This is a genomic window from Archangium violaceum, assembly GCF_016859125.1.
GTDB lineage: Bacteria > Myxococcota > Myxococcia > Myxococcales > Myxococcaceae > Archangium > Archangium violaceum_A.
In genome coordinates, this window is the sequence record NZ_CP069338.1 from 8,300,468 (window position 1) to 8,325,047 (window position 24,580).

Sequence of the window (24,580 nt, forward strand, 5' to 3'; positions counted from 1 at the left end):
CTCTCACGCCCTGGGCGCCAGGCGGGCCCTCATCGCGTGCAGCAACGTCCGCATGAGGGAGGCGTTGCGCACTACAACCTCGGGCAGGTGCTTGGCCATCAGGCGTTTGCCGTCCTCGAGCAACCCCGTTTCGGGCTGCGGCCTGGCCTCCGCGGGAGCGTTCGCCTTGCGAACCAGCCCCTGCAGGTGCTCGGCCGACAACAGCAGATCGAGTGAGACCCCCGATCGATCGAGGAGATCCTTCAGCGCTCGCTCCAGTGAGCCGTCCGCGAGCGCGCTCTCCAACTCCGCGTCCGTCTGTCCGAGCGAGCGCAGGTACAGGGTGGGCAGCGGCAGGAAGCTCTCGTTGCGCAGCAGGAACGACATCACCTCGGACGCGGAGCACCCGTTCGGAACCCCGCGCGGCGCGAGTCCCTGCCGCCCCAGCGCCGAGGCGAAGACGAAGGCGTTTTCGCACACGTGCTTCCAGATGTTCGACTCGGAGATGGTGTTGGTGTCGTGCACGCGGTAGTGCAGCAGCGGCTCCTCCAGCCGGCGAACACCATGGCGCTCGGTGACCCGCAGGGCCCAGTCCCAGTCGTGCGCGTAGCGCAGCGAGCGGAAGCCCCCCAGCGTGTCGAACACCTCTCGCGAGAAGAAGAAGTTCGACGTGGTCATGGCGATGTTGCCCACCCAGAACCCGGCGGACGGCGGCCCGCCCGCGGCCTTCTGGCACACGCGCTCGTAGTAGCCGCGCGGACCTCCGGTGCAGGGCCGACCCGCCTCGTCGACGATCTCCACCGCGGAGATCCCGAAGAAGGGACCGTTCGCCTCGCGGGCCGCGGCGAGCATCCGCTCGAGGCGCGTGTCCGCATAGACGTCGTCGGAGTTCAGGATGGAGATGAACTGCCCGCGCGCGTGGCCGATGGCCTCGTTGAGGGTGTTGTGCGCACCCCGGTTCTCGCGGCTGAAGAGACGCACGCGCGGCTCGTTCGCGTAGCGCTCCTTCAGGTACTCGGGGGAGCCATCGCGCGAGCCGTCGTCCACGATGATGCACTCGACGTTCGCGTGCGTCTGCCGCAGGACGCCATCCACCGCCTCGCCAATGAACCGGCGATGGTTGTAGGACGGAATGACGACACTCACGAGTGCGGATTGCTGATCCATTGTCGTCCCTTCGAATAGAGGCGGGAGATGAGCGCTCGCGAGTAGTTGATGGGACGCAGCCGGGTGCGAAGCTGCTCGCATTCCTGGCGACACTGGTCGAGGCGCTCGTTCTGCCGGGCGATTTCCCGGGCGCGTTCCTCCGCCACGGCCTGCGCGGAGATGAGCTGCGCATCCAGCCGGGCCTTTTCTTCCTGGCGCTCGGCGATGAGCCGGGCGATTTCCCGGGCGCGCTCCTCCGCCACGGCCTGCGCGGAGATGAGCTGCGTATCCAGCCGGGCCATCTCTTCCTGGCGCTCGGCGATGAGCCGGGCGATTTCCCGGGCGCGCTCCTCCGCCACGGCCTGCGCGGAGATGAGCTGCGTATCCAGCCGGGCCTTCTCTTCCCGGCGCTCGGCGATGAGCCGGGCGATTTCCTGGGCGCGCTCCTCCGCCACGGCCTGCGCGGACACGAGCTGCTGCGTCACGTGGTCCTGCATGGACGTGAGGATGCTCGCGTCGAAGGTGACGCTCTCCGGCAGGCGCACGTCGGAGCCCGGCTCGAGCGAGCACACGGCGATGAGGTACTCGTACGAGAGCGGGCGTTCCGCGCTCACGAACTCACCCCGGTCATCCGTCGTCACGGAGTACGAGGCCAGGGGCTTGTCACTCGTGACGAGGCTGAAGTACCCGGCCCGCTGCTGGGCGATGTGGACCTGGGGAAAGCGGGCCTCGAGCAGTTGGGTGAACTGCGTCCGCTCGAGCTCGTGGAGGTGGTAGGGGTTCGCGTAGTCGCGCGCCGTGCTGTAGACGGCCTTGTCCGGGGTGGAGAGGATCAGCTGTCCGCCCTTGCGCAGCACCCGATGCACTTCCTGCAGGAAACGCTGTTGCTCCGCCTCCCCGACGTGCTCGAGCGTCTCGAACGAGATGACGACGTCCACGCTCGCATCGGCCAGGGGCAGTGCCGTCACGGAGCCCTCGAGGAACTCGAGGTTGGGCCGCACGTAACGGGAACGGGCGTGCTCGAGCGCCTCCCGGCTCACATCCACGCCCACGACCTTATCCGCGAAGCGGGCAAGGTACGCGCTGCCGTAGCCCTCACCCGAGGCGACATCGACCACGGTCCTACCCCGAACGAGCTCTGCGACCAGGAAGTAGCGGTGCCAGTGCTCCAGCGCGATCTGGAGGCCCATGTTGGGTAGGAATCTCTCGCCGGTCGGATCCATGTGGAGTCAAAGTTCTTCCGCAAAGGAGGGGGCTTAAACCAGATTTCGTGGCCCTCGAATAGGGTTGCTGACGGACACGCGCTGCGCCTGCCCGGGCGCTCTCCCAGTAGGGCCTTTGTCGGGCAGTGGGTTCGCAGGGCACATGCGTTCATTCCAGAACGTGGAATTTCAGCGGCGCTCTTGGTTTACATGGAACCAATTATTTCCTTGTCCCAAGGTGCTCCCTCAGTGAAGCGCCGCTCGGCCATGGAGTGTCAGGAGGCGGAGCGCGAGCTTGGAGGGGAAGGAGACGAGCGCCGAGCAGATAGCGGGCATGTCCCGCGCCCGTCACGGGTATAAGGGCTCGGAAATGGCCGTTCGCTTCGAGCTCGTCACCACCGACCCCACGGGAGCCCGTGCCGGGGTGCTTCACACCCGTCGTGGCTCCATCCCCACGCCCGTCTTCATGCCCGTGGGCACCCACGCCTCCTTCCGCCACCTGAGCATGGAGGAGGTGAAGGCCACCGGGGCGAAGATCCTCCTGTCCAACACGTACCACCTGATGCTCAAGCCGGGCATCGACGTGTTCCAGCGCTTCGGCGGCATCCACCCCTTCATGCAGTGGGATGGAGCGGTGCTCACCGACTCGGGCGGGTTCCAGATCTTCTCCCTCCCCGAGGATCGGCTCATCACCGAGAAGGGCGCCCACTTCCGCAGCTTCCACGACAACAGCCGCCAGCTCCTCAGCCCCGAGTCCAGCATCGCCATGCAGCAGGCGATCAACTCGGAGATCATGATGGTGCTGGACGTGTGCATCGACTCGCGCACGGACGAGGCGGGCACGCGCGAGGCCATGGAGCGCACCCACCGCTGGGCGCTGCGCAGCCTCGCGGCCAAGAACAAGGTGGACACCGGCCAGGCCCTCTTCGCCATCGTCCAGGGCGGCGTGCACCCGCACCTGCGCGACGAGAGCGCCGCCTTCCTCACCCAGCACCCCTTCGACGGCTTCGCCATCGGCGGCCTCGCGGTGGGCGAGACGAACGAGGAGCGCAAGGCCATGACGGCTCGCGCCGCCGCGTCGCTGCCCCAGGACAAGCCCCGCTACCTCATGGGCGTGGGCACCCCCACGGATCTGCTCGAGGCCGTGCTGCGCGGCGTGGACATGTTCGACTGCATCATCCCCACGAAGATGGCGCAGCAGGGCTACGCCTACACCTTCCAGGGCCTCGTCCGGATTACCCGCCAGGTGTTCCGTCTCTCGGACGAGCCGTTGGATCCCACGTGCGACTGCTACGTCTGCAAGCGCTACAGCCGCGGCTACCTGCAGCACCTCATGAGCGGCAAGCACCACACGGGCTCGCGCATGCTGTCCGTGCACAACGTGCACCACTACCAGCAGCTCACCTGGAGGATGCGCGATGCCATCCTCAAGGGCTCCTACGCGCAGGCCTATCGCGAGCTGAAGCAGGCCGTCGCCACGCCCAAGGATCTCAAGGAAGCGAAGCTCGAGGTGGGCCCCGGCGCCGTGACCCTCAAGGAAGTGGGCTGAGCGCGTGGACTCCGAGAACCCTCGCGATGGTGACTTCGAGCTGGTGACGTTGCGCAACGGCTCGCGGGCGGTGCGGCACCTCGGGCACGGAGAGGTGATGCACCCCTCGGTGGGCCCATGGCAGGAGGCCCTGCGCCTCTACGTGGAGCAGCCGTGCCTGGCCGAGCGCCTGCGTACCTCGGGCGAGCCGCTCGTCATCCACGACGTGGGCCTGGGGGCCGCCACCAACGCCGTGGCGGCGCTCACCTGTGCGCGCGAGCTGGGCTCCGAGCGCCGGCGGGCCCTGGAGCTGGTGAGCTTCGAGGTGGACCTGGCGCCGCTGCGGCTCGCGCTGGCGGACGCGGCGGGCTTCCCCTTCCTGCAACCCTTCCGCGAGGCGGCCGAGGCGCTCATGCGCGACGGTGTCTGGGAAGGGGAGGGCCTGCGCTGGCGGCTGCACCTGGGAGACGCGCAGGGACTGATCGACGCGGGGCTGCCCCGGGCGGACCTGGTGTTCTTCGATCCGTTCTCCCCGGCGTCCAACCCGGAGATGTGGACCACCGCGGTGCTGTCGCGGGTGAGGGCCTGCTGCCGGGAGGACGGAGAGGGCGCGTTGCTGCTGACGTACAGCGCGGCCACGCCCACGCGCGTCACGCTGCTGCTGGCCGGCTTCTACGTGGGCGCGGGCGTGTCCACGGGCACCAAGGGAGAGACGACGGTGGCGGCCACGCGCCGCGAGTCCCTGGCTCTACCGCTCGGGGAGCGCTGGCTGGAGCGCTGGCGCCGCTCCTCCTCCCGCGCGCCCCATGGGGAGCCACTCACGCCGGAGCTCGAGGCGCGGGTGCTCGCCCATCCCCAGTGGCGCGTGGGCTGAGCGCCGGTAGCGCCCGAGCCCTTCCGTGAGGCTCGGGCGATGCCCGGGTGGGACGAGGGACTCCTACGCCGGAGGCTGGGTCGTCGAGGCACCGCTCGCGGCGGTACCCCGTGCGGCGAGCTCGGGCGCGACGGCGGTCTCGGCCTGCTCGGACCAACGGACGTGGTAGGTGGCGGATTGGCCGTCGAAGCCCTCGGGAATGGCGACGACGCGCTGACCGCCCGCCAGCTCCGCCGCACGGGCCAGGACGCCCGCCACGAAGGTCGGCAGGTCCGCCCCGATGTCCGTGAGCGAGAACTCCACCTCGTTCGGCCCACGCTCGACGATTCGTACCTCACTGCAATTGGTGCTGGTCCGGAAGCAGAGCCGGGCCTGGGTCAGCGCCCTCCTGGGGCCGAGCAGCCGGGCCATGCCGAGCAGCGCGCGTCCGAAGAGGGTGGAGAAGTAACCATCGATGAACCGCTCACCGAGCGAGTAGTAGGCAGCCTCGGCGGGCATCCCCGCGTAGACGTGATCCGCCGCGATGCGGAGGAACTGCTTCCACTGCTCGAGTGTGTAGGTGGGAGACAGCTTCTGGTCGAGGTCGAGGCCGGCCTCGCGCAGGCGCATGCGGCACGCGGGCGTGAGACGGTTCTCGAGGGCCCTGAGGAAGAGCGCTTCGACGGTTCCTGCGTAGACGAGCTTTTCGCCGGTCATAGGAATGCCGGTATATCCGGTGCCTGCCCTCCGCGCTACAGGCCCGTTCAGGGAGCGTGCACTTGTGTACGCTCAGTGAACAAAAACCAGGAGTTCAGGGGGAGCCTGGAACAGCCTGTATGCACTTGATCCACGGGTGGAGCAGGTAGGCGCCTGTAGGTTATATGCTGCGCCCTGTCGCTCCCCGTATGGGGATGCCACGAAGCCAGGTGAAACGATGAATCGGCATGAGGTCCTGTACCCGGTGAGAGGGCGACTCCTGGCTGGGTGTGCGCTGCTCATGATTTCGGTGGCGGTGGTGCTGCTCGCGCGTTCGCCGTATCCAGAGCAGCTGCTCCACCTCGGGACGCTGTTCGAGGGCTTGATTGGCGCTGCCGTGACGCTGGCCATCGCGGCCATGTTCCCGCGCTCGCCTGGCGGCACGCTCGTCCTGGGCGGTGCTTCCGTGGTCCTGTCCGCGCTGGTGCTCTCCGTCTTCGCGTCCTGGGCTCGGGAGTACCGGAATCTCCACCTCGTCCATGCCGTCGCGTCCGAGGCCTGCCGGGGAATGCCCAGGGCTCACACGCAAAACGACGAGGCGTTGCGTCGAGCGCTCTCGCTCGCCGGGTTGTCGCCTGGTGCCGGGTCGGGTCTGTTGCTCGTCTGTGGAGAGGATGGCGTCGAGACCTCGACCACGGATGGGTTCGATACGGGCTTCACCCTCCGTGCCGATGACGTGCGTTGAGCACTGAGCGGGCTCCGGAATGGGGGGTTGCGAGCCCTCTGTTGCTCCTGGATGGTTCCGGGCAGGGTCGTGCACTTTTCCCCTCGGCCTGTCCGGCCTCCCGCCTAGAGTCCGCTCTTCATGGTCACGATCGAATCCCCCCGTGCGCCGCTCGCGGCGCTGCTTCCCGACCGCTCGCAGGGTCCCCTGGACTCCGATGAGATCCTCAGCCGCTTCGTCGGCTGGGTGGAGTCCACCGGGCTGTCCCTCTACCCGGCGCAGGAGGAGGCCATCCTCGAGTTGCTGGGGGGCAAGCACCTGTTCCTCAAGACGCCCACCGGCTCGGGCAAGTCGCTCGTCGCCATGGCGCTGCACTTCAAGGCCATGGCCGAGGGCAAGGTGTCCTACTACACCTGCCCCATCAAGGCGCTCGTCAACGAGAAGTTCTTCGCGCTGTGCGAGGCCTTCGGCCCGGAGAACGTGGGCCTGCTCACCGGAGACGCGGCCATCAACCGCGAGGCGCCCATCCTCTGCTGCACGGCGGAGATCCTCGCCAACCTGGCCCTGCGCGACGCCATGCTGCGCGCGGACTACGTGGTGATGGACGAGTTCCACTACTACGCGGACCGCGAGCGCGGCATCGCCTGGCAGATTCCGCTCATCACCCTGCCGTCCACCACGTTCCTGATGATGTCGGCGACGCTGGGCGACACGCACCTCATCGAGGAGCGGTTGCAGGAGTTCACCGGCCGCGAGGTGGCCAGCGTGCGCAGCGCTCAGCGCCCGGTGCCGCTGGACTTCGAGTACCGCGAGACGCCGCTGCACGAGACCATCCAGGACCTCATCCGCCAGAACAAGGCGCCCATCTACCTGGTGAACTTCTCGCAGCGCGCCGCGGCCGAGCAGGCGCAGAACCTGATGAGCGTGGACTTCTCCACCAAGGAGGACAAGGAGGCCATCCGCCAGGCGCTGCTGGAGGCCCCCTTCGACACGCCCTACGGCAAGGACTTCCAGCGCTTCCTGCGCCACGGGATTGGAATGCACCACGCGGGCCTGCTGCCCAAGTACCGGCTGCTGGTGGAGCGGCTGGCGCAGACGGGCCTGCTCAAGGTCATCAGCGGCACGGACACGCTGGGCGTGGGGGTGAACATCCCCATCCGCACGGTGCTCTTCACGCAGCTCTTCAAGTTCAACGGCGAGAAGCTGGCCACGCTGAGCGTGCGCGACTTCCAGCAGATCGCCGGGCGCGCGGGCCGCAAGGGCTTCGACACGCAGGGCAGCGTGGTGGCGCAGGCGCCCGAGCACGTCATCGAGAACGTCAAGATCGCCCAGAAGGAGGCCAAGGGCGGCAAGCGCCTGCCCCGCAAGCCTCCGCCGCAGAAGGGCTTCGTCAACTACGACAAGAGCACCTTCGAGCGTCTTCAGACCGGGCTCCCCGAGCCCCTGGAGTCGCGCTTCGAGGTGACGCACGGCTTCCTCCTCAACCTGCTGCAGAGCGAGATGGTGGGCGGCGCCGAGGGCTACCAGCGGCTGGTGCGGCTCATCTTCCGCTCGCACGGCTCGGACTACATCAAGCGCAGGAACCTGAAGGAGGCGGCGGCCTGCTTCCGCACCCTGCGCAACGCGGGCCTGGTGCTGGTGCACAAGGGAGAGGGCGGCTCGGGCGCGAGCATCACGGTGGCGCCGGGGCTGCAGCGCGACTTCTCGCTCAACCAGACCTTGTCGCTGTACCTGCTGGACACGCTGAACAAGCTGGACCACGAGTCGGAGACGTACGCGCTGGACGTGCTGACGCTCGTGGAGTCCATCCTGGAGAACCCCGAGGTGGTGCTCTACGCCCAGCTGCACCAGCTCAAGGGCGAGAAGATCGCCGAGATGAAGGCGCGGGGCATGGAGTACGACGAGCGGATGGAGGAACTGGAGAAGCTCGAGTGGCCCAAGCCCAACCGCGACTTCATCTACACCACGTTCAACGCCTTCGCGGAGAAGCACCCGTGGGTGGGCGCGGAGAACATCCGGCCCAAGTCCATCATGCGCGACATGTACGAGCGGTACATGTCCTTCCACGACTACGTGCGCGAGTACGGCCTGCAGCGCAGCGAGGGCGTGCTGATGCGCTACCTCGGTGACGCCTACAAGGCGCTCACCCAGACGGTGCCCGAGCGCTATCGCAACCAGGAGGTCAACGAGATCATCGACTGGATGCGGGCGATGATCCGCCACGTCGACCAGAGCCTGCTGGACGAGTGGGAGCGGATGAAGAACCCGGGCGAGGTCGTCCTCCGGCGGGCGGAGGCTCCGGATCGCCGTCCGACGGATCTCACCGACGACCCTCGCGCCTTCGCGGCGCACGTGCGCAACGAGGTGCACCGGCTGCTGCGGGCGCTCGGGCAGAAGCGCTACGCGGACGCGCTGGCGCTGCTGCGGCTGGACGCGGGAGGGGAGGAGTGGACGGCGGCGAAGCTGGAAGCGGCGATGGCCCCCTACTTCGAGGCGAACGGGAGCGTGGTGCTCACGCCGCAGGCGCGCCGGCCGGCCAACACCTTCCTCAAGGAGGCGGGCGAGCGGCAGTGGGAGGTCCAACAGCGCATCATGGACCCCGAGGGTCACGGCGATTGGATGCTCGACTGCTTCATCGACCTCACGGGACGTAAGGTGGACGACGGTCCGCTGCTCACTCTGCGTCGTATCGGAACCTGAGGAAGTTGAAGTCTCGAATGACTTCGACACGGTAGTGGATCCCCGCGCGCGAGCGGCACTAGCTTGGCATTCCGCATGTCCCCCATTCGTCATATCGATCTGCAGCTGCGCCGGGACGTCCGGCTCCTGGGCCGACTGCTCGGAGAAGTCCTCATCGAGCAGGAGGGGCAGTCCCTCTTCGACCTGGAGGAGCGCGTCCGGCACTTGTCCATCCAACGTCGGCGCGGGCCGAAGTCCGAGCGCCGGGCCGCCGCCACGCAACTGGCCGCGCTGCTGCGGGAGATGCCCCTGGGGCAGGCCGAGCCCGTGCTGCGCGCCTTCTCCACGTACTTCCGACTCGTCAACCTCGCCGAGCAGCACCACCGCATGCGCCGCAGCCGGGAGCATGCCCTCAGCCAGCAGGGCCCCCAGCGCTCATCGCTCGAGGCGGTGATGCTGGCGTTGCGGCAGGCCGGTGTCCCCGCCTCGCGGGTGCGCGAGCTGCTCCTGTCCATGCGCGTGACGCTCACCCTGACCGCGCACCCCACCCAGGCGTCTCGCCGCACGGTGCTGGAGAAGACCTACCGCCTCGCCCGGCTCCTGGAGAACCGCGATCGCGGCCACCTCACGCCGCGCGAGAAGGCCGACACCCATCTGTCCATGCGCGAGGAGATCACCGCCCTCTGGCAGACGGACGAGCTGCGCCGCGAGCGCCCCACCGTGGGCGACGAGGTGAAGAACGTCCTCTGGTACGTGGAGGAGGTGCTCGGCGAGCAGCTCGCGCTCATGCCGGAGACGCTCGACTGGGCCTTCGAGCGCGCCTACGGCGAGCCCCTGGGCGTGCTCGCCACGCCCGTGCGCCTGCACTCGTGGGTGGGCGGTGACATGGATGGCAATCCGCTGGTGACGCCGGACGTGCTCGCGGACACGCTGCGAGCCCACCGGGCCCGCGGGCTGCGCAACATGATGAATCAGGTGGCTCAGCTGGGCTGGGTGCTCACCCAGTCCGAGCGGCATGCCTTCGTCTCGAAGGAGCTGCGGGCCTCGCTCGAGAAGGACGCCGCGGACCTGCCGGAGGTGATGGCTCGCTACGGACCCCGCACGGTGGGCGAGCCCTGGCGCCGCAAGCTGCGCTTCATCGAGGCCCGCCTCCAGGCCGCCCTGGCCTACGTCGAGGGCCGCCGCGCCGGCCGCACCGATCCCCTTCCTCCCGTCGCCTATCGCTCGCCCGCGGATCTCCTGCGCGACCTGGAGATCATCGAGCGCTCCCTCATCGAGGCCAAGGCCCGGCAGGGCGGGTTGCGCAAGGTGCGCCGCCTCGTCTCCCTGGTCCAGGCCATGGGCTTCCACCTGGCCGAGCTGGAGGTGCGTGCGCCCGCGGACGACGCACGCAGCGCCGCCGCGTCGCTGGAGGGCGGGCCCGCGCCGACCGAGGGCGGTGCCCGGTTGCTGGCCGTGTTGCAGCGGATGCGCGAAGCCCAGGCCGAGTCGGGCGAGGGGTGCTGCCGCACGCTCATCCTCTCCATGGCCTCCAGTGCCGAGGACGTGCTCGCCGCCTTCTCGTGCGCGCGCAAGTCCGGCCTGTGGGACGAGGGGCGCGGATGCGCCACGGTGGACGTGGTGCCGCTCTTCGAGCAGCTCGGCGCACTCGACGATGGCCCCCGCATCCTACGCGAGCTGTTCGCCCACCCCGAGTACCGCCAGCACCTGCAAGCCCGGGGCGTGCAGGAGGTGATGGTGGGGTACAGCGACTCGGGCAAGGAGGTGGGGCTGCTCGCCGCCAGCGCGGCGCTCTACCGGGCCCAGTCCGCGCTCACCCAGGTGGCCCACGAGGCGGGGGTTCGCCTGCGCCTCTTCCACGGCCGCGGCGAGACGGTTGCCCGGGGTGGTGGCCCCGCGCACGAGGCCATCCTCGCGCTCCCGCCCGGCAGTGTCGCGGGCACGTACAAGGCCACCGAGCAGGGCGAGGCCCTGGATCACAAGTACGCCCGGCCCGAGCTGGCCCGGCGCACGCTGGAGCTGGTGCTCGGCGGGGTGCTGTTGCACTCGCTCGATGCGCAGCCGCGCGTGGCTTCCGAGGAAGAGGGCCCGTTCCGCGCCGCCTTCGACGAGCTGGCGGAGATCGGCCGCCGCGCCTACCGCGCGCTCGTCTGGGAGGACCCGAGCTTCGTGCCGTTCTTCCAGTCCGCCACGCCCATCGAGGAGATCGCCGCGCTCCCCATCGGCTCGCGGCCCAGCAAGCGCGCCGCCGGAGGACTGGAGTCCCTGCGCGCCATCCCCTGGGTGTTCGCGTGGACGCAGAACCGCGCCATCCTGCCGGGCTGGTACGGCGTGGGCTCGGCGCTGGAGGAGTACGGATCGAGGCCCGAGGGGCTCGCACTGCTCAAGCGCATGTACCGCCAGTGGCCCTTCTTCCACACCGTCATCGACAACGTGGCCATGGTGCTGGCGAAGTCGGACATGGCCATCGCCTCCCGGTACGCGGCGCTGGCGCCGGAGTCCACGCGCCCGCTGTGGGAGCGCATCCGCGCCGAGTACTCGCGCACCCGCCGTTGGGTGAAGCGGGTGACGGGCGAGTCGCGCCTCCTGGAGGGCAACGCGCAACTGCGGCAGAGCATCGCGCTGCGCAATCCCTACGTGGACCCCATGTCCTTCCTCCAGGTGGAGCTGATGCGGCGCAAGCGGGCAGGGGAGGCGAACTGCGATCGCTCGCTGCTGCTCACGCTGAGCGGCATCGCCGCGGGCATGCGCAACACCGGGTGAGCCGTATCCCGGTCCGTTCTCGGTGCGAGGGGGCTGCGTCGTCTCTCCCCTCGCTCAGTCGGAGTATCCGTTCGCGCGAGAGACGGGAGCACTGGTGCTGGAGATGGCCAGGGCCTTTCCCTTCTCCGGCAGGGGATGCATCGAGAAGCCGAACGCCTCCGGGTTCGACTGGAAGGCGAGGAACTCCGCGTCCCGGGCGAATCGCGGGTGCTTGCGAAGCGCGTCATCCAGGAGGATCAGCCCGATCTCGTGCTTCCGGAGGAACTCTCCGAAGGGCTCCTGGCCGGCGTTCAAGTACACCCGGCGATAGCGAGGACCCAGGTAGGCGTCATATCCGCCCTGCGCCTCGATCATGCCGAGGCTCTTCCCGGGTTCCAGCCGCTCCGTCAGACGGAGGGCCGCGATGGACCGCACCATTCGCAGGTGCTCATCCGTTCTTCCGGGTGATGCGCCGAGTGAGAGGTCCGGGGTGACCACCAAGAGCCCGAGTCCCAACAGCACGCCGAGTACCCGACCCACGGGCTCGCGCTCATCCCACGTTCCCAGGACGGAACCGAGTGTGGCCAGGACGGCCGCGACCATCACCCCCTGGATGATGAGGTAATGGGTCCGGGGTTGGATCAGGATGGCGGACAACACGATGGGGATTTCCACGAGCAACAGCATCCCGATGATGCGTTGGAGCCGTGGCTCCGCCATCGCCGCTCGGAAACGTCTCCACCGCCACGCCAGCAGCGCCATCTGCCAGCCCACGGCCACGAGCAACAGCAGGCGCCCCACACGCTCCACCGTCCACGCCCCGGCCACCGCCGAAGTGCCCCCATACCCCGCGAAGAAGAGACCCACGGAGACGACGAAGTAGCGCTTCAGGTTGACCCCGAGGTGCCAGAAGAACTCCCGCGGGTTGCTCCTGAGCGCGGCACCGACGCTGTCCACGTTCCCGAAGACGGAGTGGATCACCTGATCGCATTCACCCCAGGCGTCGATGGGGAGCTGGGTGCGCGCGACGTAATTGACGGCGAAGTGCTGGCAGAAGGCATAGAACCGCCGGTTGCTCGTGTTGCCAAACGGGTTGCCCAACACCAGGAGCAGCACCAGCGTGATGAGCCCGAAACCCGCGACGAGGAACGCGGCTCGTGGGAGCGCGGCGCGGCCCTCGCCGAGCACCTTCCTGCCCACGAGGAACAGGAAGACGGCGGTGGTGAGGAGGAAGGCCACGAAGAACTCCGGGCGGGCGAAGGACGCCAGCAGCAGCCCCCCCGCCACCACGGCCCAGAAGCCCTCCTTCGACTCGACGAAGGAGGCGACGAGCCACACGGCCAGCAGGACGAGGAGGGCGAGGAGCGTCGGCCTCGGAAGGGTGTGGGGGGCCGCCGACAGCAGGTAGATGGCCGAGCCGAGGAGCGCGAGTGTCGGCCTCGCCCCCATTCTCCGCATGAAGGCGTAGGAGCCTCCCACCGTGAGCAGGAGCAGGAGCTTGTGGTTGGCGTAGTAGAGCGCCACCGGGTCCACCCAGACGCGGGACAGGGCGGAATACCAGATCGAGTACAGCGGCCCCCACTCCGCGTTGGGGAGGGAGCTCCAGGACAGAATGAGTCCCCGGCGCAGGTAGTCCGCCTCGTCCCACATGCCGAGGTCGAGGACCTGCTCGATAGCGTGAACCAGCTTCCAGGACGCGAGGAGCAGGACACCGAGGCATCCGACGTCCACGAGCAGGGGATACCGGGAGGGGAGTACGCGAGCCGCCATGGCGGCGCGAGGGCTAGCAGGGCCCTCTTCCCGGTTCTACCCGCTCCACGGAAGGAATGTCCTGGAGCGTACTCGCGAGGCGCTCTTCAGGGCTTGGGTAGCCGCTCTCTCTCGCGTGGGGTCATTTCATGGCGCAGCACGCGCAAGGAGGTCGGCGTCCATGCGATCTCGTACAGCCGCCCCTGCTCGTCGATGAAGGACTGGTTCAGGAGCTGCACCACGAAGTCCTGCCCTGCCTGCCCTCGAACCCGATTCGCCGGAAGCGGGCTGGAGCCGAGCGGGAGCACCTCTCCCGTCTTCCGAGCGAAGAAGAACGCCTTGCCCGTGCGCTCCTGCTGGTACCACTCACCCTCCGGCGGGCGAGTGTAGGAGGCGCGCTGCTCCACTCCAAAGATGTCTCCCCGGCCGGGGATGCCGATGAGGCCTGGCCCTGGAGCTCCCGCGGCCTTGATAGCCGCGTGGGTGCCATCCGAGATGCGCAGGAAGCGGGCCGATGGGCTGGAGGGCGCCTCCAACACTCCACCGTCCACCCGGATGATCTGACGCCCCCACGTCGAGCCCGTCAGGGTCCGCCTCTTACCCTCCTGGTAGAGGACCCAGGTGGCGGCGGTGCCTTCACCCCGCTCGAGGTTGAGCACGGACTCGCCCTCGATGAACGCGGTGCCGTCATATTGAAAGCCCGGCAGTTCCTTCACGGACGTGAGCTCGCCCTTGGGGGAGACTCCCACCAGGACGAAGTCCTCCATCTTCATGGCCGACGCATTGAAGCGCCGCGAGGCGAGGAGCCGCAGCGTGCCATGGGCGTCGACGGAAGCCGTGGCGACCAGGAATTCTCCAGGAGCCGTCAACCCGAGTCTCGCGACCAGGTCGTACACCCCGAGCCGGTGCCCCGAGAGATCGTACGCCAGCAGGCGCAGGGTCCGGTCGTCCGGGCCTCGATCGAAGAGCCACAGTCCCTGGGGATGGAGAACGGGGAGCGGGCGCCGGGCATCCTCCGGACCGAGATCGTCCTGAACGAAGGTCAACCCTTCCTTGGCCAGGGTCAGGGAGAAGAGCTGCGTGGGTTCTTCATAAAGCTTGTTGGGCACAAGGGCCTCGCGTGCCTTCGGAGCAGGCGGCTGCTTGGGTTTTCCCTCGGAGTTTCCGGTGAAGGGGGGACATGCGGTGAGCGCGAAGACCATCACCCCGAGCGACAAAGAGCGTCTCATCTCCATATGTAGGCCTTGCCGAGTTCCAGACCCTGCAGGGTTCGTCTCCAGTAGTGGAAGGGCATGCGGAGTGCCTTTCGGAGGAAGCGCTGGGTGTCGAGTGGAGCGGTGACACCGTTGGGGAGTTGATAGGTGTAGCTCCCGTATTCGTTGAAGACCTCGAAGGTGTTGTTGTTGTTCAAGACGTTCGGGCGCTCCTCCGCGCACCACACGATGTGGCCGGTATTCGCGATGATGTCGCCCTGTCGGACCCAGTTCAGGGTGTCATCCGTCCCCGGATGGGGGATGGGGCGGGCGTAGGCGGTGGCGCCCACGAAGTCTCCCGAGCCGACGGTATCGAGCGGGACGCGGTTCGTATTGACGCGGATGGCCGACAGCAGCCCCTGGGGGACCACTCGCATGTTGTTGGACAACAGGGATTCAGTGATGCAGTTCTGGGTGAAGCCGCTGCAATCACATCCCGTGTGGTAGGGAATCTGGTTGTCGCCGGCCCAGCCATCCTCGGCCGACATACGGCCCACGCGGTGGCCTTGCTGGTACTCGTCCCAGGAAGCGATACGGCTCCGGTTGCCTTCACCATTCTCCGCGGGAGCGTGGGCGTTGTCCCGCAGCCGTGCGGCGTACGTCGCGGGCAGATCCTTGCAGCCGAAGCTGTAGGCCACACCGGCACCTCCGTGCGTCCCCGCGTTCTGCGCCAGGCTCTGGTCATCCAGGATCCGGCGCCCCGTGTTCATGCGTACCCAGCCGGTTCCCGCCGGATGGACGACCTGGGCCCAGTTGCCCTGGAGGGCGGGCGAGGGGAAGCACTCCCCCGGCGTCAGGGTGAGCGGCCCCCCCTCCAGCGTCAGATCGGGAGCCTGGGGGGTGGGCTGTGCTTTCAGCGTCGTCTGCGCCGTGCACCGGAAGCACCAGGTGGTCGCCGCCTGATAGGGCAGGTGCGTGGTGCGGTGGAGCCAGAACGTGTTGTTGTTGATGTAGGAGTCGGCGACCCGGACCATCTCCTGCTTGAGCCGCTGGACCACCCCTTCATAGAGCTCCGCCAGCCCATCGATGGCGGCCGGCGCCGTATCTCGCCGTTCGCCAATCAGCAGGTGGCGATCGACGACACACCCCTGCGCCGTGTCCGGATCGAACGGCGCATATTGTTTGCGCAGGTAGTCCTCGAGCTCCTGGGACAGACCGATCTCCTGGAGGTCATAGGGGTAGTCTCCCTTCCCGTCGATGGTCGCGAAGTGCGTGAGATAGCTCCGCAGCACATCCCGGGTCCGCTCGCTGAAGACTCCGTCGAGCGGGATGAAATTGAAGGGTTGGATGGCCCGGTGCCGGGAGACGACCTCGTTGAGCATCTCCTGGAGCTCGACAATGCCCTCGTTTCGCGGGGTACGTGAGTTGGCTACGGGTTGGAACACCCAGAGGTGCTCGGCGGCCTCCTGTGCCAACAGATCGTTCAGCTGTGTGGCCCGCTCGTTGCGGACGATGCGGAGCTCGAGCGCGACTTCCAGGGAGCTCACCTGCGCCAGGATACGGAGGGTCCGATCGGCCTCGGCCACCTCGGTCGAGGGGTGCTGGAGGGTGACCTCGGCCATGCCATGGGAATCCGTGGTCACCGCGTCGTTGCCGGTGAGGGCTTCTTTCGCCGTTCCACTCGCGTCGAGGAAGCGGAGCGCCGCGCTTCCCCGCTCGCGTGACCACTCCACGCGGATTCCCGAGGCGGGGCTGCCGTCATGGTTGAAGGCGAGGAGGGTCAGTCGCCGGCGTGCGACGAATTGTCCTCCCGCCGCCGCGGTCGCGATGTCGATGTAGAAGAGATTCTCGAGGGCGGCGAAGCACTGCTCGGGAGGAAGGGTGGGGGGCGCTACGTCGGCGGCGCTATATCCCGGGAGCAGGTCGCGCAGCAGCCTTCGCCCGCTCTCATCGGCTGTCGTGTCGTCGACGTAGAAGTAACGCGCGGAGTCGCTGGTGGCCGCTTGGGGCTCCGCGGCGGTGCTGTAACCCGGAAGCAGCCGTTGGAGTTGCCTCGCGCCGGATTGGAATACGGTGTCACGGCTCCTCGGATAGAGGAACAACCACACCGCGGGGGCGAGCTGAACGTAATTGCTGACAGTCTCTCCGGGAGCGACCTGGAAGAACATGAAGCCTCCGTGGGGTATCAGCAGCCGAATCGTTCCGTGAGCTTCTGGCGCGTGGCGGAGTCGAGCTCACCCGTGACCTCCAGGCCCTGCACGCGCTGGAAGGCGCTCAGCGCGGCCGCAGTACGTGGACCCATCTTCCCGTCCACGGGTCCGGGGTTGAAGCCGAGGTTCCGCAGACGCATCTGGGCTCCGGATATCCCCCCGTCGTCCGTGTGCTCCATGGGGTTCAACTCCCCCACCGCCAGCTCCATCGTTCGTCCACGGATGACGAGCTTGCACCGCGTGGCATCGCCAATCTCCTCGTCCAGCAGCCCGTCCTGATTGGTCTTCCCCGACTTCTCTCGCCCCCGCACGATCAGGACGTAGTCCGTATTGGCCAGCACCGTGCCGTCATGGTCGCGCACGCCCACGCGAAGCCGGCGGGGGCTCCGCTTCAAGGTGAAGACGTGGGTTGCCCCTGCCTTGGCGCTCACCGTCTTCGCCTTCAAGGGCGGTATGTGGATCTGGTCTCCCGGATAGAGGAGGTGGGGATTCGGCCGGAGGCGGCGGAACTCCTCGTTGTCCGGGTGCTCGTAGATCGTACGCCAGTCCGAGAAGCCGTGGGACCAGGCGATGGTGGACAGGCACTCGCCCTGTTTCACCGTATGGACCTTCGACATTCTTCACCCCCCGCGAAGGACTCCATCATACCCGCCACACTCCGCTCCCTCCAGCGGAAGCGCTCCGTGGCTCCTTCGAGGAGGCGCCCGCTCAGGCCGCCGGACGCCGCAGCCCGGCGAATCCCAGCACCAGCAACCCCGTGAGCGCCATGCCTCCGCCCACGACGCAGACGCCGATCCATCCCCAGTGGCTCCAGGCCATGCTGCCCAGCCACGCTCCCGAGGCGCCTCCCGCGAAGTACGTCACCATGTAGACGGTGTTGAGCCGGTTGCGCGCCTCGGGGCGCAGCGCGTAGACGCGCGCCTGGTTGGCGATCTGATTGGCCTGTGCTCCCAGGTCCAGCAGGATGACGCCGAGCCCGATGCCCCACAGCGAGTGGCCGAGCAGCCCGAGCACGATGAAGGAGAGGAACAGCACGCCGACGGCGAGCATGTTGATGCGCCGATCTCCACGCACGTCGGCGTAGCGGCCCACCAGCGGCGCGGCGACGGCTCCGGCCACGCCCACCACGCCGAACAACCCCGCCACCTGCGGGCCGTAGTGCTCCGGCATCGACTGGAGATAGAGCGCCAGCGTGGCCCAGAAGGCACTGAAGCTCCCGAAGGTGAGCGCGCCCAGCAGCGAGTGCAGCCGCAGCAGGGGCTCCTCACGCACCAGGCTCCCCAATGAGCGCAGCAGGGCCGGGTAGGGCAGGGTGGAGCTCGCGGCCTGGCTCGGCAGCGTGAGCCGCAGCACCACCACCAGGAGCAGCATCAGCGCCGCGGCGATCCAGAACATGGCGCGCCAGCCGAACCGCACCCCGAGCAGGCCCGCGGCGGTGCGCGACAGGAGGATGCCGATGAGCAGCCCGCTCATCACCGTGCCCACCACGCGTCCCCGCTGGGTCTCGGGCGCGAGGTGCGCGGCGAGTGGCACCAGCAACTGGGGCACCACCGTCGTCACGCCCACCACGCCGCTGGCGATCACCATCCACGGCATGTTGGGCGCGAGCGCCACGGCCATGAGCGCGAGGCTCACCAGCGCGGTCATGACGACGATAGTGCGCCGCCGCTCGAGGCTATCCCCAAGCGGGACGATGAACAGCAATCCCAGGGCATAGCCCACCTGGGAAAAGGCGGGGATGAGCCCCAGGGCCCGATCGGAGGCCTGGAACGTCCGTCCGATCTCTCCGAGCAGCGGCTGGTGGTAGTACAGGTTCGCGACGGAGAGGCCCGCGGCGGCCGCCATCAGCCACACGAGCCCCGGACGCAATCGATGAGAGTCCACGCGGGCCCCTTACATTCCGGACCCATGCTCAACAAGCCCGGAGTGTAGGGGGCGCGGCCTCCGTCGGGCCTCGCGACTACCGCACGCAGGCCCCCACTCCCGCGAAGTCCTGCAGCGGCTCGCAGCGTCCGCTCGCGCAGCCGGGCTCTCCCGATGGAGCGCGGCACAGCTTGCGGCACACCAGTCCCGCTCCGTCCTTCACGCACGCGCTCCCGGGCTTGCAGTCGTTCGAGTACGCGCAGGGCGACCCGTCCTCCACCGTGCCCGCCGTCACGCACACCGCGCCGCTCCCGGGCGTGGGATAGCACCCCAGCGAGCTCGCGCAGCCCTGCGCCAGCGGATCGCACCCAGACCCCGCTTCCCCACAGACCCTCGGCAATTCATCCGAGCCCGTGAAGCGCAGCACCTCGACGCAGGCTCGCGGTGCCGTGCACTGCTCGTTCCCGTAGCAGAACTTCTGGCACGTGAACGTGGTGCCCCCGTCCGGCCCCGTCTGATCCGTGCAGTACAGCCCCGCCTTGCACGTGTCGTAGAAGATGTCGCCCCCTGGCTGCGTGGTGCTCTCGCAGGCCCCGCCCTCCGTCACCGTCCCGTCCGGCACGCAGCGGCGCGTCGTCTCGCTCCCCTGGCGCACGTAGGTGCACTTGTTGCCCGCGGGGCAGTTCTGCGCCACCAGATCGCACTCACCGGGGAAGCAGCGGTTTCCCTGACCACCTCCCTCCAGCAGGCCTCGCAAGCAGAGCTCGTCCGCGGCACAGCCCTGCTGACGCGCCACGTCGCAGACCTGTGGCGTCTCGCCCCCAGCCCCATCCGGTGTCGTCCCTCCGCCTCCATCACGCCCACCGTTGGAGAGCCCCGAGTCGCTCCCCGCGTCCCCCGTGTTGCCGTTGCCGTTGCGGCACGCTCCAACCATCAGCCCCACGACGAGGACACTGCTCACTAGAAGAACATTCGCCCGCATTCCTGTCCCCCACTGCATTCACGAACGGGACTAATAAGACGTTCGGGGAGAAACGGGCCCCCCTTGAACAGGACGTGGGTGACAGCGGACACTTGTGGCTGTCACGAAGTCCTTGAGAAACACTCCCGAGGGAAGCAAGTGCGCATGACCATGAAGACGGCCGAAGCTGCGGAGTCCCCGGCGGTGATGCAGGCCAACCGGAGGACTCACGAGAGGGTGACGGCGACTTTCGACGTGCGCTTCCAGGAAGCTCAGGATGCCGCGCGAGCGCTTCGCGCGTACTCGCTCAACCTGTCGGCGGGAGGGCTGTGCCTGCGCACGCGCCGCTCCTACGACGTGGGCTCGCGTGTGCGCCTTCAGATGACCGTGAGCGGTGAGGATTTCGACCTCGAGGGCATCATCTCGTGGGTGCGTGATGATGCAGAGGCCATCGGCGTGCGCTTCGTCGACGTCTCCGAGGTGGACCAGGCCCGCCTGCAGCGCGTGGTGACGAGCTTCAAGCGCTGAAGAGGCGGGGCCATCATGGCCCCGCCGGGTGGTGCGCTACTGGCCGTGCTGCCGTTCCAGGTCGGCGTGGCGCATCACCAGGTTGTCCACCTGCACGAAGCCGCAGGCCTCGTAGAAGTCCCGCAGCTCCACCAGGGCGTAGGCGCTCACCTCGAGCCGCTTCACGCTCAACGCCCGGGCGCCACAGCGCTCGAGCACCTGCTGCATGAGCGCCCGGCCCACGCCGCGCCGCCGCCAGGTCTCCGTTACCACCAGCTCGTCCACCGTGGCGATGCGCCCACGCAGCCTCAGCTGCGGCCGGTGCGACAGCGACACCATGCCCACGGGCCGATCCTGCGGGTCCGCCGCCACGAAGATTTCAATCTCCGGATGGCTGATGACCCAATGGACCGTCTGGGCATCCGAGCCGTGGGCATAGCCCATTTCGCGCAGAAGGGAGGCCAGGCTCTCGGCATCACCGCGACGCGCGCGGCGGATGCGGAAGGGAGGAGCGTCCGGGGCAGGGTTTCTTGAGGGCGTCGATTGCACGGCCCTCGCAGTGTAACCAAGGCGCGGGCAACCTCGCAAAGGCGGAGGGCGGCTCCGGGTGTTTATCCGGGCCGCCCCCACGCGCTTACGCTTACATCCCCACTCGCGGTGTGTGGCTCAGGGCTGCTCGGCCGCCAGTGCGCGGATGGCGGCGGTGATGTCCCCCTGCTGGGGGACCGAGGCCATCTCCAGCGTGTCCGCCAGGCCGATGCCCGGCACGAACTTGCCGGCCAGCAGCCGGGGTGGCGCCATCAGCTTGTAGAAGAGCTCTTCCACCGTGCGGCGCACCAGGTGCTCACCGAAGTTGGTCACCTCGGTGTCCTCGTTCACGTACAGCACGCGGCCCGTCTTCTCCACGGAGCCCTTGATGAGCTCCCAGTCGTACGGCCACAGGGTGCGCATGTCGATGACCTCGGCGTCCACGCCCTCGCCGGCCAGGTCGTCCGCGGCCTTCTTGCACAGCGGCAGCGTGCGGCCGTAGCTCACCACCGTCACCTGCGAGCCCGCGCGCACCACCTTGCCCTTGCCGATGGGCACCGCGTAGGCCTCGAGCCGCGGCCACTGCGGCTTCCACTGCGAGCGGTCTCCCAGCGGCGCGTCGATCATCTTCGACAGCAGCTTCTCGTCGTCCGGCTCTCCCGGAATGCGCTCCTCGCCCTTGATGCGCAGCAGCGCCTTGGGCTCCAGGAACATGACGGGGTTGATCTCCTGGCAGGCGGAGATCATCAGGCCGTACGCATCCAGCGGGTTGGAGGGGATGACGATCTTCCATCCCGGGATGTGGGTCGCCGTCGCGTCGAAGGAGTGCGAGTGGTAGATGGAGCCGCGGATGCCGCTGCCCACCGGCGTCTTCACCACCATGGGGAGGTTCCAGTCCCCGTTGGTGGCCCAGCAGGTGTTGCCGGCGATCTTCAGCAGATCGATGGTGTTGTAGATGTAGTCGGCGAACTGGATCTCCGCGACGGGCCTGGAGCCGGCCATGGCCAGACCGATGGCCATGCCGATGATGCCGCGCTCGTCCAGGGGCGAGTTCCACGCCGTCTTGAGGCCCTGCGTGGCGGTGAAGACGCCGCCCAGGGGCGGACCCACGTCCTCGCCGAAGATGTCGGTGACGCCGAGGTGCTCCTCGGCGTAGTGCAGGGCCATGCGAACGGCCTGTGCCATGTTGGCCATGGGTTACTTCCTCTCCGCGAAGATGTGGTTCCAGATGGTCTCGGGGGCCGGCAGCGGCTCCTCGCGGACCTGACGGGCCATGGCGGCCATGTCCTCGGTGTAGCGGTTGCGCAGGTCGTCCATCTCCTTGCGCGAGAGGACGCCGTGCTTCTCCAGGCGCTCCTCGAAGAGGGCCAGGCAGTCCGTCTCGTTGCCCACGAAGTTGGCGCCGGACGCGGAGGAGTGGCCGTACAGGCGCGACACCATCGCCTCCATCAGGAACGGCTTGCGCTCCTTGCGCACGTACTCCATGGCCTCCCGCAGCTCCAGGTAGGCGTTGATGGGATCGTTCCCATCGATCGTCTTGGTGCGCATGTTGAAGGCCTTGCCGCGATCCGCCACATGCGTCTCGCCGTGCTGGCCCTCGGCCGACGTGGAGATGCCCCACTTGTTGTTGGTGACGATGATGAGCACGGGCAGCTCGTTGCCGGGGCGCGAGCTCCACACCAGGCACGAGGCGAAATCGCCCTCGGCCGTGCCCGCGTCACCGCCGGTGACGATGGTGATGCCGTCGCCGCCGTGGCGCTTCTGCGCCAGCGCCGTGCCCGGGGCCATCACGTACTGCACCTCGATGGGCGAGGACACCGGGGCGATGTTCCACTCGCGCTTGGAGAAGTGGCCCGCGAAGTTGCGGCCGCCGGAGTAGGGATCAGACGCCACGTTCTTCATCTGCCGCAGGGCCCCGATGGGGTCCTCGCCCAGCGCCATCATCGTGGCTGACTGGCGGTAGTGCGCGTGCAGGTAGTCGTAGGCCGGGCCCTGGCCCTTCTTCATCAACAGGCCGAGGGGCACATTGAAGGCCTCCTCACCGGGGCCGCCGATCCAGAAGTAGCCGTGGCCCTGCTTGTACATCTGGATGAGGCGCTCTTCGAGGACGCGCGCCTTCACCATCAGGTCGTGCATCCGGACCAGGAGCTCCCGCTCGAGCGGAAGCGAGTCTTCTTCGCGATTCAGGAGGCGGGGTTTTGGCACGCGCGTCTCTCTCGTCATGGGTGGGAATCGGCGGCCCCCCTATAGCGCAAAGGTGCCCCGGAATCTCCAACGCCCCCGAGGATGAAATGTCCATCGGACATGCCGCGCTGCGGCGTAGGCGGAGGCCTCGTCACGAAGCGTTCACACCTGGCACGAGTCGTTACACGGACGTGCCGGGAGGGCTGTTCGAAGCCAGCAGGCGGGCTGATGGGGGCGGGTGACCGGCCCGCGCGTCTCTCTCCTAACGGGAGCCCTCGCGCGTCGCTGGTGGCTCCGATGGGGGTTGCTCCCCGGGAGGGGGATCGGGCTGGGACTCCACGTCCCGCAGGGGGACCAGCCGCGAGAGCAGCGGCCCTCCGTGCTTGAGGCGCGCGATGCGCTGCGAAGGGTAGATGCCCCGCTGCCCCGTGAGGAGGTAGGCGGTGACGGTGACGATGACGACGTGGGGGAGGACGCCCGCCCCGAGCAGCTCCACGGCCATGAGGGACAGGGCCAGCGGAGTGTTGGCCGCGGCCCCGAAGAGCGCGGCGAGCCCCACGCCCGCCGCCAGGTCCAGCGGCAGACCGAGCAGCCGGGCCAGCACGTTGCCGAGCGCCGCGCCCACGAAGAAGAGGGGGGTTACCTCGCCCCCGAGGAAGCCGGCGCTCAGCGTGATGGCGGTGAAGAGCAGCTTGAGGGCGAAGGCCTCGGACGGAAGGGTGGGGTCCACGAAGGAGCGTTCGATGGTGGGCACGCCCAGGCCGAGGTAGTCGCTCGTGCCCACCCCCTTCCAGAGCACGACGATCAGGGCCCCGCCCAGGGCCATGCGCAGGGGGAGGGATGGGACGCTCTTCTCCAGCCGCTTCTTGAGGAAGTGGACCAGCTCCACGAACACCACGGCCACCCCCGCCACCGCGACACCGAAGACGAGCCACTTGCCGAGCACCCCCGGCGTGAGGGGCAGCGCCGCCGGCGTGGGGTACACCGTGTGGTGGATGCCGAGCGAGCGGGTGACGAGGTCCCCCACCACCGAGGCCACCAGCGCCGGGACGAGGGCCTCGTAGCTCATGCGCCCCACGCAGACGACCTCGAGCCCGAAGACGGTGCCCGCGATGGGCGTGCCGAAGACGGAGCCGAAGCCCCCGGCGATGCCGGCGGCGAGCAGCTCGCGGCGGGTGTCGGGCGACACGCGGAAGCGGTGCGCCACGGCGTCGGCGAGGCTCGCCCCCATCTGCACGGCGGTGCCCTCGCGCCCGGCGCTGCCTCCGAAGAGATGGGTGAGCACCGTCCCCAGCAGCACCATGGGCGCCATGCGCACGGGAATCTGCTTGTCACCTTCGTGCACCGTGTCGATGACGAGGTTGTTACCGCCCCGGATGGGGTTTCCCCATCGGGCGTAGAGCGCACCGAGGACGAGGCCCGCCAGCGGCAGGGTATGGACGATGGCCTCGTGCGAGGTCCGGAAGTGCGTGGCCTGATCCAACAAATACAGGAACACCGCCGAGGCCACGCCGCACACGGCACCCACCACGGAGCCGAGGGCGAGCCACTGCCCGAAGGAACGCGCGCGCTTGTTCAGGGACACCGCCAGCCCTGTAGGGTTTCCAGGGGGACGGGTCAATCCCGAAGGACCTCACTACCAGCGAAGTTCCGCCCGGACCCGTCGCGAGTCCACCCCTCTGTGTTCCAACAGGGGGGACTCGCCTGGCAGGAAAAGTGCGCTAGAGTCGCGGCCTCTCAGAGTCCGATAGCCGTCGCGCTCCCCCCCAAGCGCCGAACAGAGTCCTGCCTTGTCCAACGCCCCTCTGCCCTCCCAACCCCCCCCTGGTGGGCCGG

General features: G+C 68.3%; 19 protein-coding genes. 6 read left to right on the top strand and 13 right to left on the bottom strand.

Features of this window, described 5'->3' with window-relative positions; genetic code table 11:
- Positions 1-3: 3 nt before the first annotated feature.
- Together JQX13_RS35575 and JQX13_RS35580 are read right to left on the bottom strand one after the other, a co-directional pair.
- Positions 4-1,146 carry a glycosyltransferase gene (locus JQX13_RS35575; protein WP_203403893.1) on the bottom strand — a complete coding sequence of 381 codons (1,143 nt, stop codon included), beginning with the start codon at positions 1,144-1,146 and terminating at the stop codon, positions 4-6.
- A complete protein-coding gene (locus tag JQX13_RS35580) occupies positions 1,122-2,348 on the bottom strand; it encodes a class I SAM-dependent methyltransferase (protein WP_203403894.1) in 1,227 nt (408 codons plus the stop codon). The genes JQX13_RS35575 and JQX13_RS35580 overlap by 25 nt, the downstream gene beginning before the upstream one ends.
- Positions 2,349-2,622: 274 nt before the next feature.
- Here JQX13_RS35580 and tgt point away from each other — a divergent pair, with 274 nt between their 5' ends.
- Entirely contained in the window at positions 2,623-3,876 is a 1,254-nt protein-coding gene (gene tgt, locus JQX13_RS35585; protein ID WP_239014049.1) for a tRNA guanosine(34) transglycosylase Tgt, read from the top strand.
- Between the two features lie 4 nt (positions 3,877-3,880).
- Positions 3,881-4,729, top strand: coding sequence for an MnmC family methyltransferase (locus JQX13_RS35590; RefSeq protein WP_203403895.1), 849 nt, complete (start codon positions 3,881-3,883; stop codon positions 4,727-4,729).
- Between the two features lie 63 nt (positions 4,730-4,792).
- Here JQX13_RS35590 and JQX13_RS35595 read toward each other — a convergent pair whose 3' ends face one another.
- Positions 4,793-5,425: a TIGR02265 family protein gene (locus JQX13_RS35595; RefSeq protein ID WP_203403896.1), complete on the bottom strand. Its 633-nt coding sequence runs from the start codon at positions 5,423-5,425 to the stop codon at positions 4,793-4,795.
- Between the two features lie 217 nt (positions 5,426-5,642).
- Between JQX13_RS35595 and JQX13_RS35600 the strand changes: the two genes are divergently transcribed.
- From JQX13_RS35600 to JQX13_RS35610, 3 genes are all read left to right on the top strand, one after another.
- Positions 5,643-6,149 carry a hypothetical protein gene (locus JQX13_RS35600; RefSeq protein WP_203403897.1) on the top strand — a complete coding sequence of 169 codons (507 nt, stop codon included), beginning with the start codon at positions 5,643-5,645 and terminating at the stop codon, positions 6,147-6,149.
- A gap of 120 nt (positions 6,150-6,269) precedes the next feature.
- Entirely contained in the window at positions 6,270-8,828 is a 2,559-nt protein-coding gene (locus JQX13_RS35605; RefSeq protein WP_203403898.1) for a DEAD/DEAH box helicase, read from the top strand.
- A 75-nt stretch (positions 8,829-8,903) separates the two neighbouring features.
- Positions 8,904-11,570 carry a phosphoenolpyruvate carboxylase gene (locus JQX13_RS35610; RefSeq protein ID WP_203403899.1) on the top strand — a complete coding sequence of 889 codons (2,667 nt, stop codon included), beginning with the start codon at positions 8,904-8,906 and terminating at the stop codon, positions 11,568-11,570.
- Positions 11,571-11,624: 54 nt separating this feature from the next.
- Here the strand turns inward: JQX13_RS35610 and JQX13_RS35615 are convergent, their stop codons facing one another.
- The 6 genes from JQX13_RS35615 to JQX13_RS35640 all read right to left on the bottom strand — a co-directional run bounded on the left by JQX13_RS35615 (position 11,625) and on the right by JQX13_RS35640 (position 19,525).
- On the bottom strand, positions 11,625-13,319 hold the full coding sequence (locus tag JQX13_RS35615) for a hypothetical protein (protein WP_203403900.1): 1,695 nt from the start codon (positions 13,317-13,319) through the stop codon (positions 11,625-11,627).
- Between the two features lie 86 nt (positions 13,320-13,405).
- Positions 13,406-14,407 carry a hypothetical protein gene (locus JQX13_RS35620; RefSeq protein WP_203403901.1) on the bottom strand — a complete coding sequence of 334 codons (1,002 nt, stop codon included), beginning with the start codon at positions 14,405-14,407 and terminating at the stop codon, positions 13,406-13,408.
- Between the two features lie 116 nt (positions 14,408-14,523).
- On the bottom strand, positions 14,524-16,659 hold the full coding sequence (locus JQX13_RS35625) for a hypothetical protein (RefSeq protein WP_203403902.1): 2,136 nt from the start codon (positions 16,657-16,659) through the stop codon (positions 14,524-14,526).
- A gap of 17 nt (positions 16,660-16,676) precedes the next feature.
- A complete protein-coding gene (locus tag JQX13_RS35630; RefSeq protein ID WP_203403903.1) occupies positions 16,677-17,318 on the bottom strand; it encodes a PGRP and LysM peptidoglycan-binding domain-containing protein in 642 nt (213 codons plus the stop codon).
- A gap of 91 nt (positions 17,319-17,409) precedes the next feature.
- A complete protein-coding gene (locus JQX13_RS35635) occupies positions 17,410-18,546 on the bottom strand; it encodes an MFS transporter (protein WP_203412362.1) in 1,137 nt (378 codons plus the stop codon).
- Positions 18,547-18,661: 115 nt separating this feature from the next.
- Entirely contained in the window at positions 18,662-19,525 is an 864-nt protein-coding gene (locus tag JQX13_RS35640; RefSeq protein WP_203403904.1) for a hypothetical protein, read from the bottom strand.
- A 165-nt stretch (positions 19,526-19,690) separates the two neighbouring features.
- Here JQX13_RS35640 and JQX13_RS35645 point away from each other — a divergent pair, with 165 nt between their 5' ends.
- Positions 19,691-20,053: a TIGR02266 family protein gene (locus tag JQX13_RS35645; RefSeq protein ID WP_239014050.1), complete on the top strand. Its 363-nt coding sequence runs from the start codon at positions 19,691-19,693 to the stop codon at positions 20,051-20,053.
- A 36-nt stretch (positions 20,054-20,089) separates the two neighbouring features.
- On the opposite strand, the gene JQX13_RS35650 is transcribed toward JQX13_RS35645, so the two are convergent.
- The 4 genes from JQX13_RS35650 to JQX13_RS35665 form a co-directional block, all read right to left on the bottom strand.
- On the bottom strand, positions 20,090-20,581 hold the full coding sequence (locus JQX13_RS35650) for a GNAT family N-acetyltransferase (RefSeq protein WP_239014051.1): 492 nt from the start codon (positions 20,579-20,581) through the stop codon (positions 20,090-20,092).
- A 117-nt stretch (positions 20,582-20,698) separates the two neighbouring features.
- Positions 20,699-21,754 (bottom strand): alpha-ketoacid dehydrogenase subunit beta, encoded by a 1,056-nt coding sequence (locus tag JQX13_RS35655; protein ID WP_203403905.1) that lies wholly within the window; start codon positions 21,752-21,754, stop codon positions 20,699-20,701.
- A gap of 3 nt (positions 21,755-21,757) precedes the next feature.
- Positions 21,758-22,765, bottom strand: a complete 1,008-nt coding sequence (locus JQX13_RS35660) for a thiamine pyrophosphate-dependent dehydrogenase E1 component subunit alpha (protein ID WP_430384111.1) — start codon at positions 22,763-22,765, stop codon at positions 21,758-21,760.
- Between the two features lie 241 nt (positions 22,766-23,006).
- On the bottom strand, positions 23,007-24,329 hold the full coding sequence (locus JQX13_RS35665; protein ID WP_203403906.1) for a chloride channel protein: 1,323 nt from the start codon (positions 24,327-24,329) through the stop codon (positions 23,007-23,009).
- Positions 24,330-24,580: the final 251 nt, after the last annotated feature.

Bases quoted from the DNA above. Each gene is read 5' to 3' on its own strand.
- JQX13_RS35575 (WP_203403893.1), bottom strand. From the start codon at position 1,146: ATGGATCAGCAATCCGCACTCGTGAGTGTCGTCATTCCGTCCTACAAC.
- JQX13_RS35580 (WP_203403894.1), bottom strand. From the start codon at position 2,348: ATGGATCCGACCGGCGAGAGATTCCTACCCAACATGGGCCTCCAGATC.
- JQX13_RS35595 (WP_203403896.1), bottom strand. From the start codon at position 5,425: ATGACCGGCGAAAAGCTCGTCTACGCAGGAACCGTCGAAGCGCTCTTC.
- JQX13_RS35600 (WP_203403897.1), top strand. From the start codon at position 5,643: ATGAATCGGCATGAGGTCCTGTACCCGGTGAGAGGGCGACTCCTGGCT.
- JQX13_RS35605 (WP_203403898.1), top strand. From the start codon at position 6,270: ATGGTCACGATCGAATCCCCCCGTGCGCCGCTCGCGGCGCTGCTTCCC.
- JQX13_RS35610 (WP_203403899.1), top strand. From the start codon at position 8,904: ATGTCCCCCATTCGTCATATCGATCTGCAGCTGCGCCGGGACGTCCGG.
- JQX13_RS35615 (WP_203403900.1), bottom strand. From the start codon at position 13,319: ATGGCGGCTCGCGTACTCCCCTCCCGGTATCCCCTGCTCGTGGACGTC.
- JQX13_RS35625 (WP_203403902.1), bottom strand. From the start codon at position 16,659: ATGTTCTTCCAGGTCGCTCCCGGAGAGACTGTCAGCAATTACGTTCAG.
- JQX13_RS35630 (WP_203403903.1), bottom strand. From the start codon at position 17,318: ATGTCGAAGGTCCATACGGTGAAACAGGGCGAGTGCCTGTCCACCATC.
- JQX13_RS35635 (WP_203412362.1), bottom strand. From the start codon at position 18,546: ATGGCGGCCGCCGCGGGCCTCTCCGTCGCGAACCTGTACTACCACCAG.
- JQX13_RS35645 (WP_239014050.1), top strand. From the start codon at position 19,691: ATGACCATGAAGACGGCCGAAGCTGCGGAGTCCCCGGCGGTGATGCAG.
- JQX13_RS35655 (WP_203403905.1), bottom strand. From the start codon at position 21,754: ATGGCCAACATGGCACAGGCCGTTCGCATGGCCCTGCACTACGCCGAG.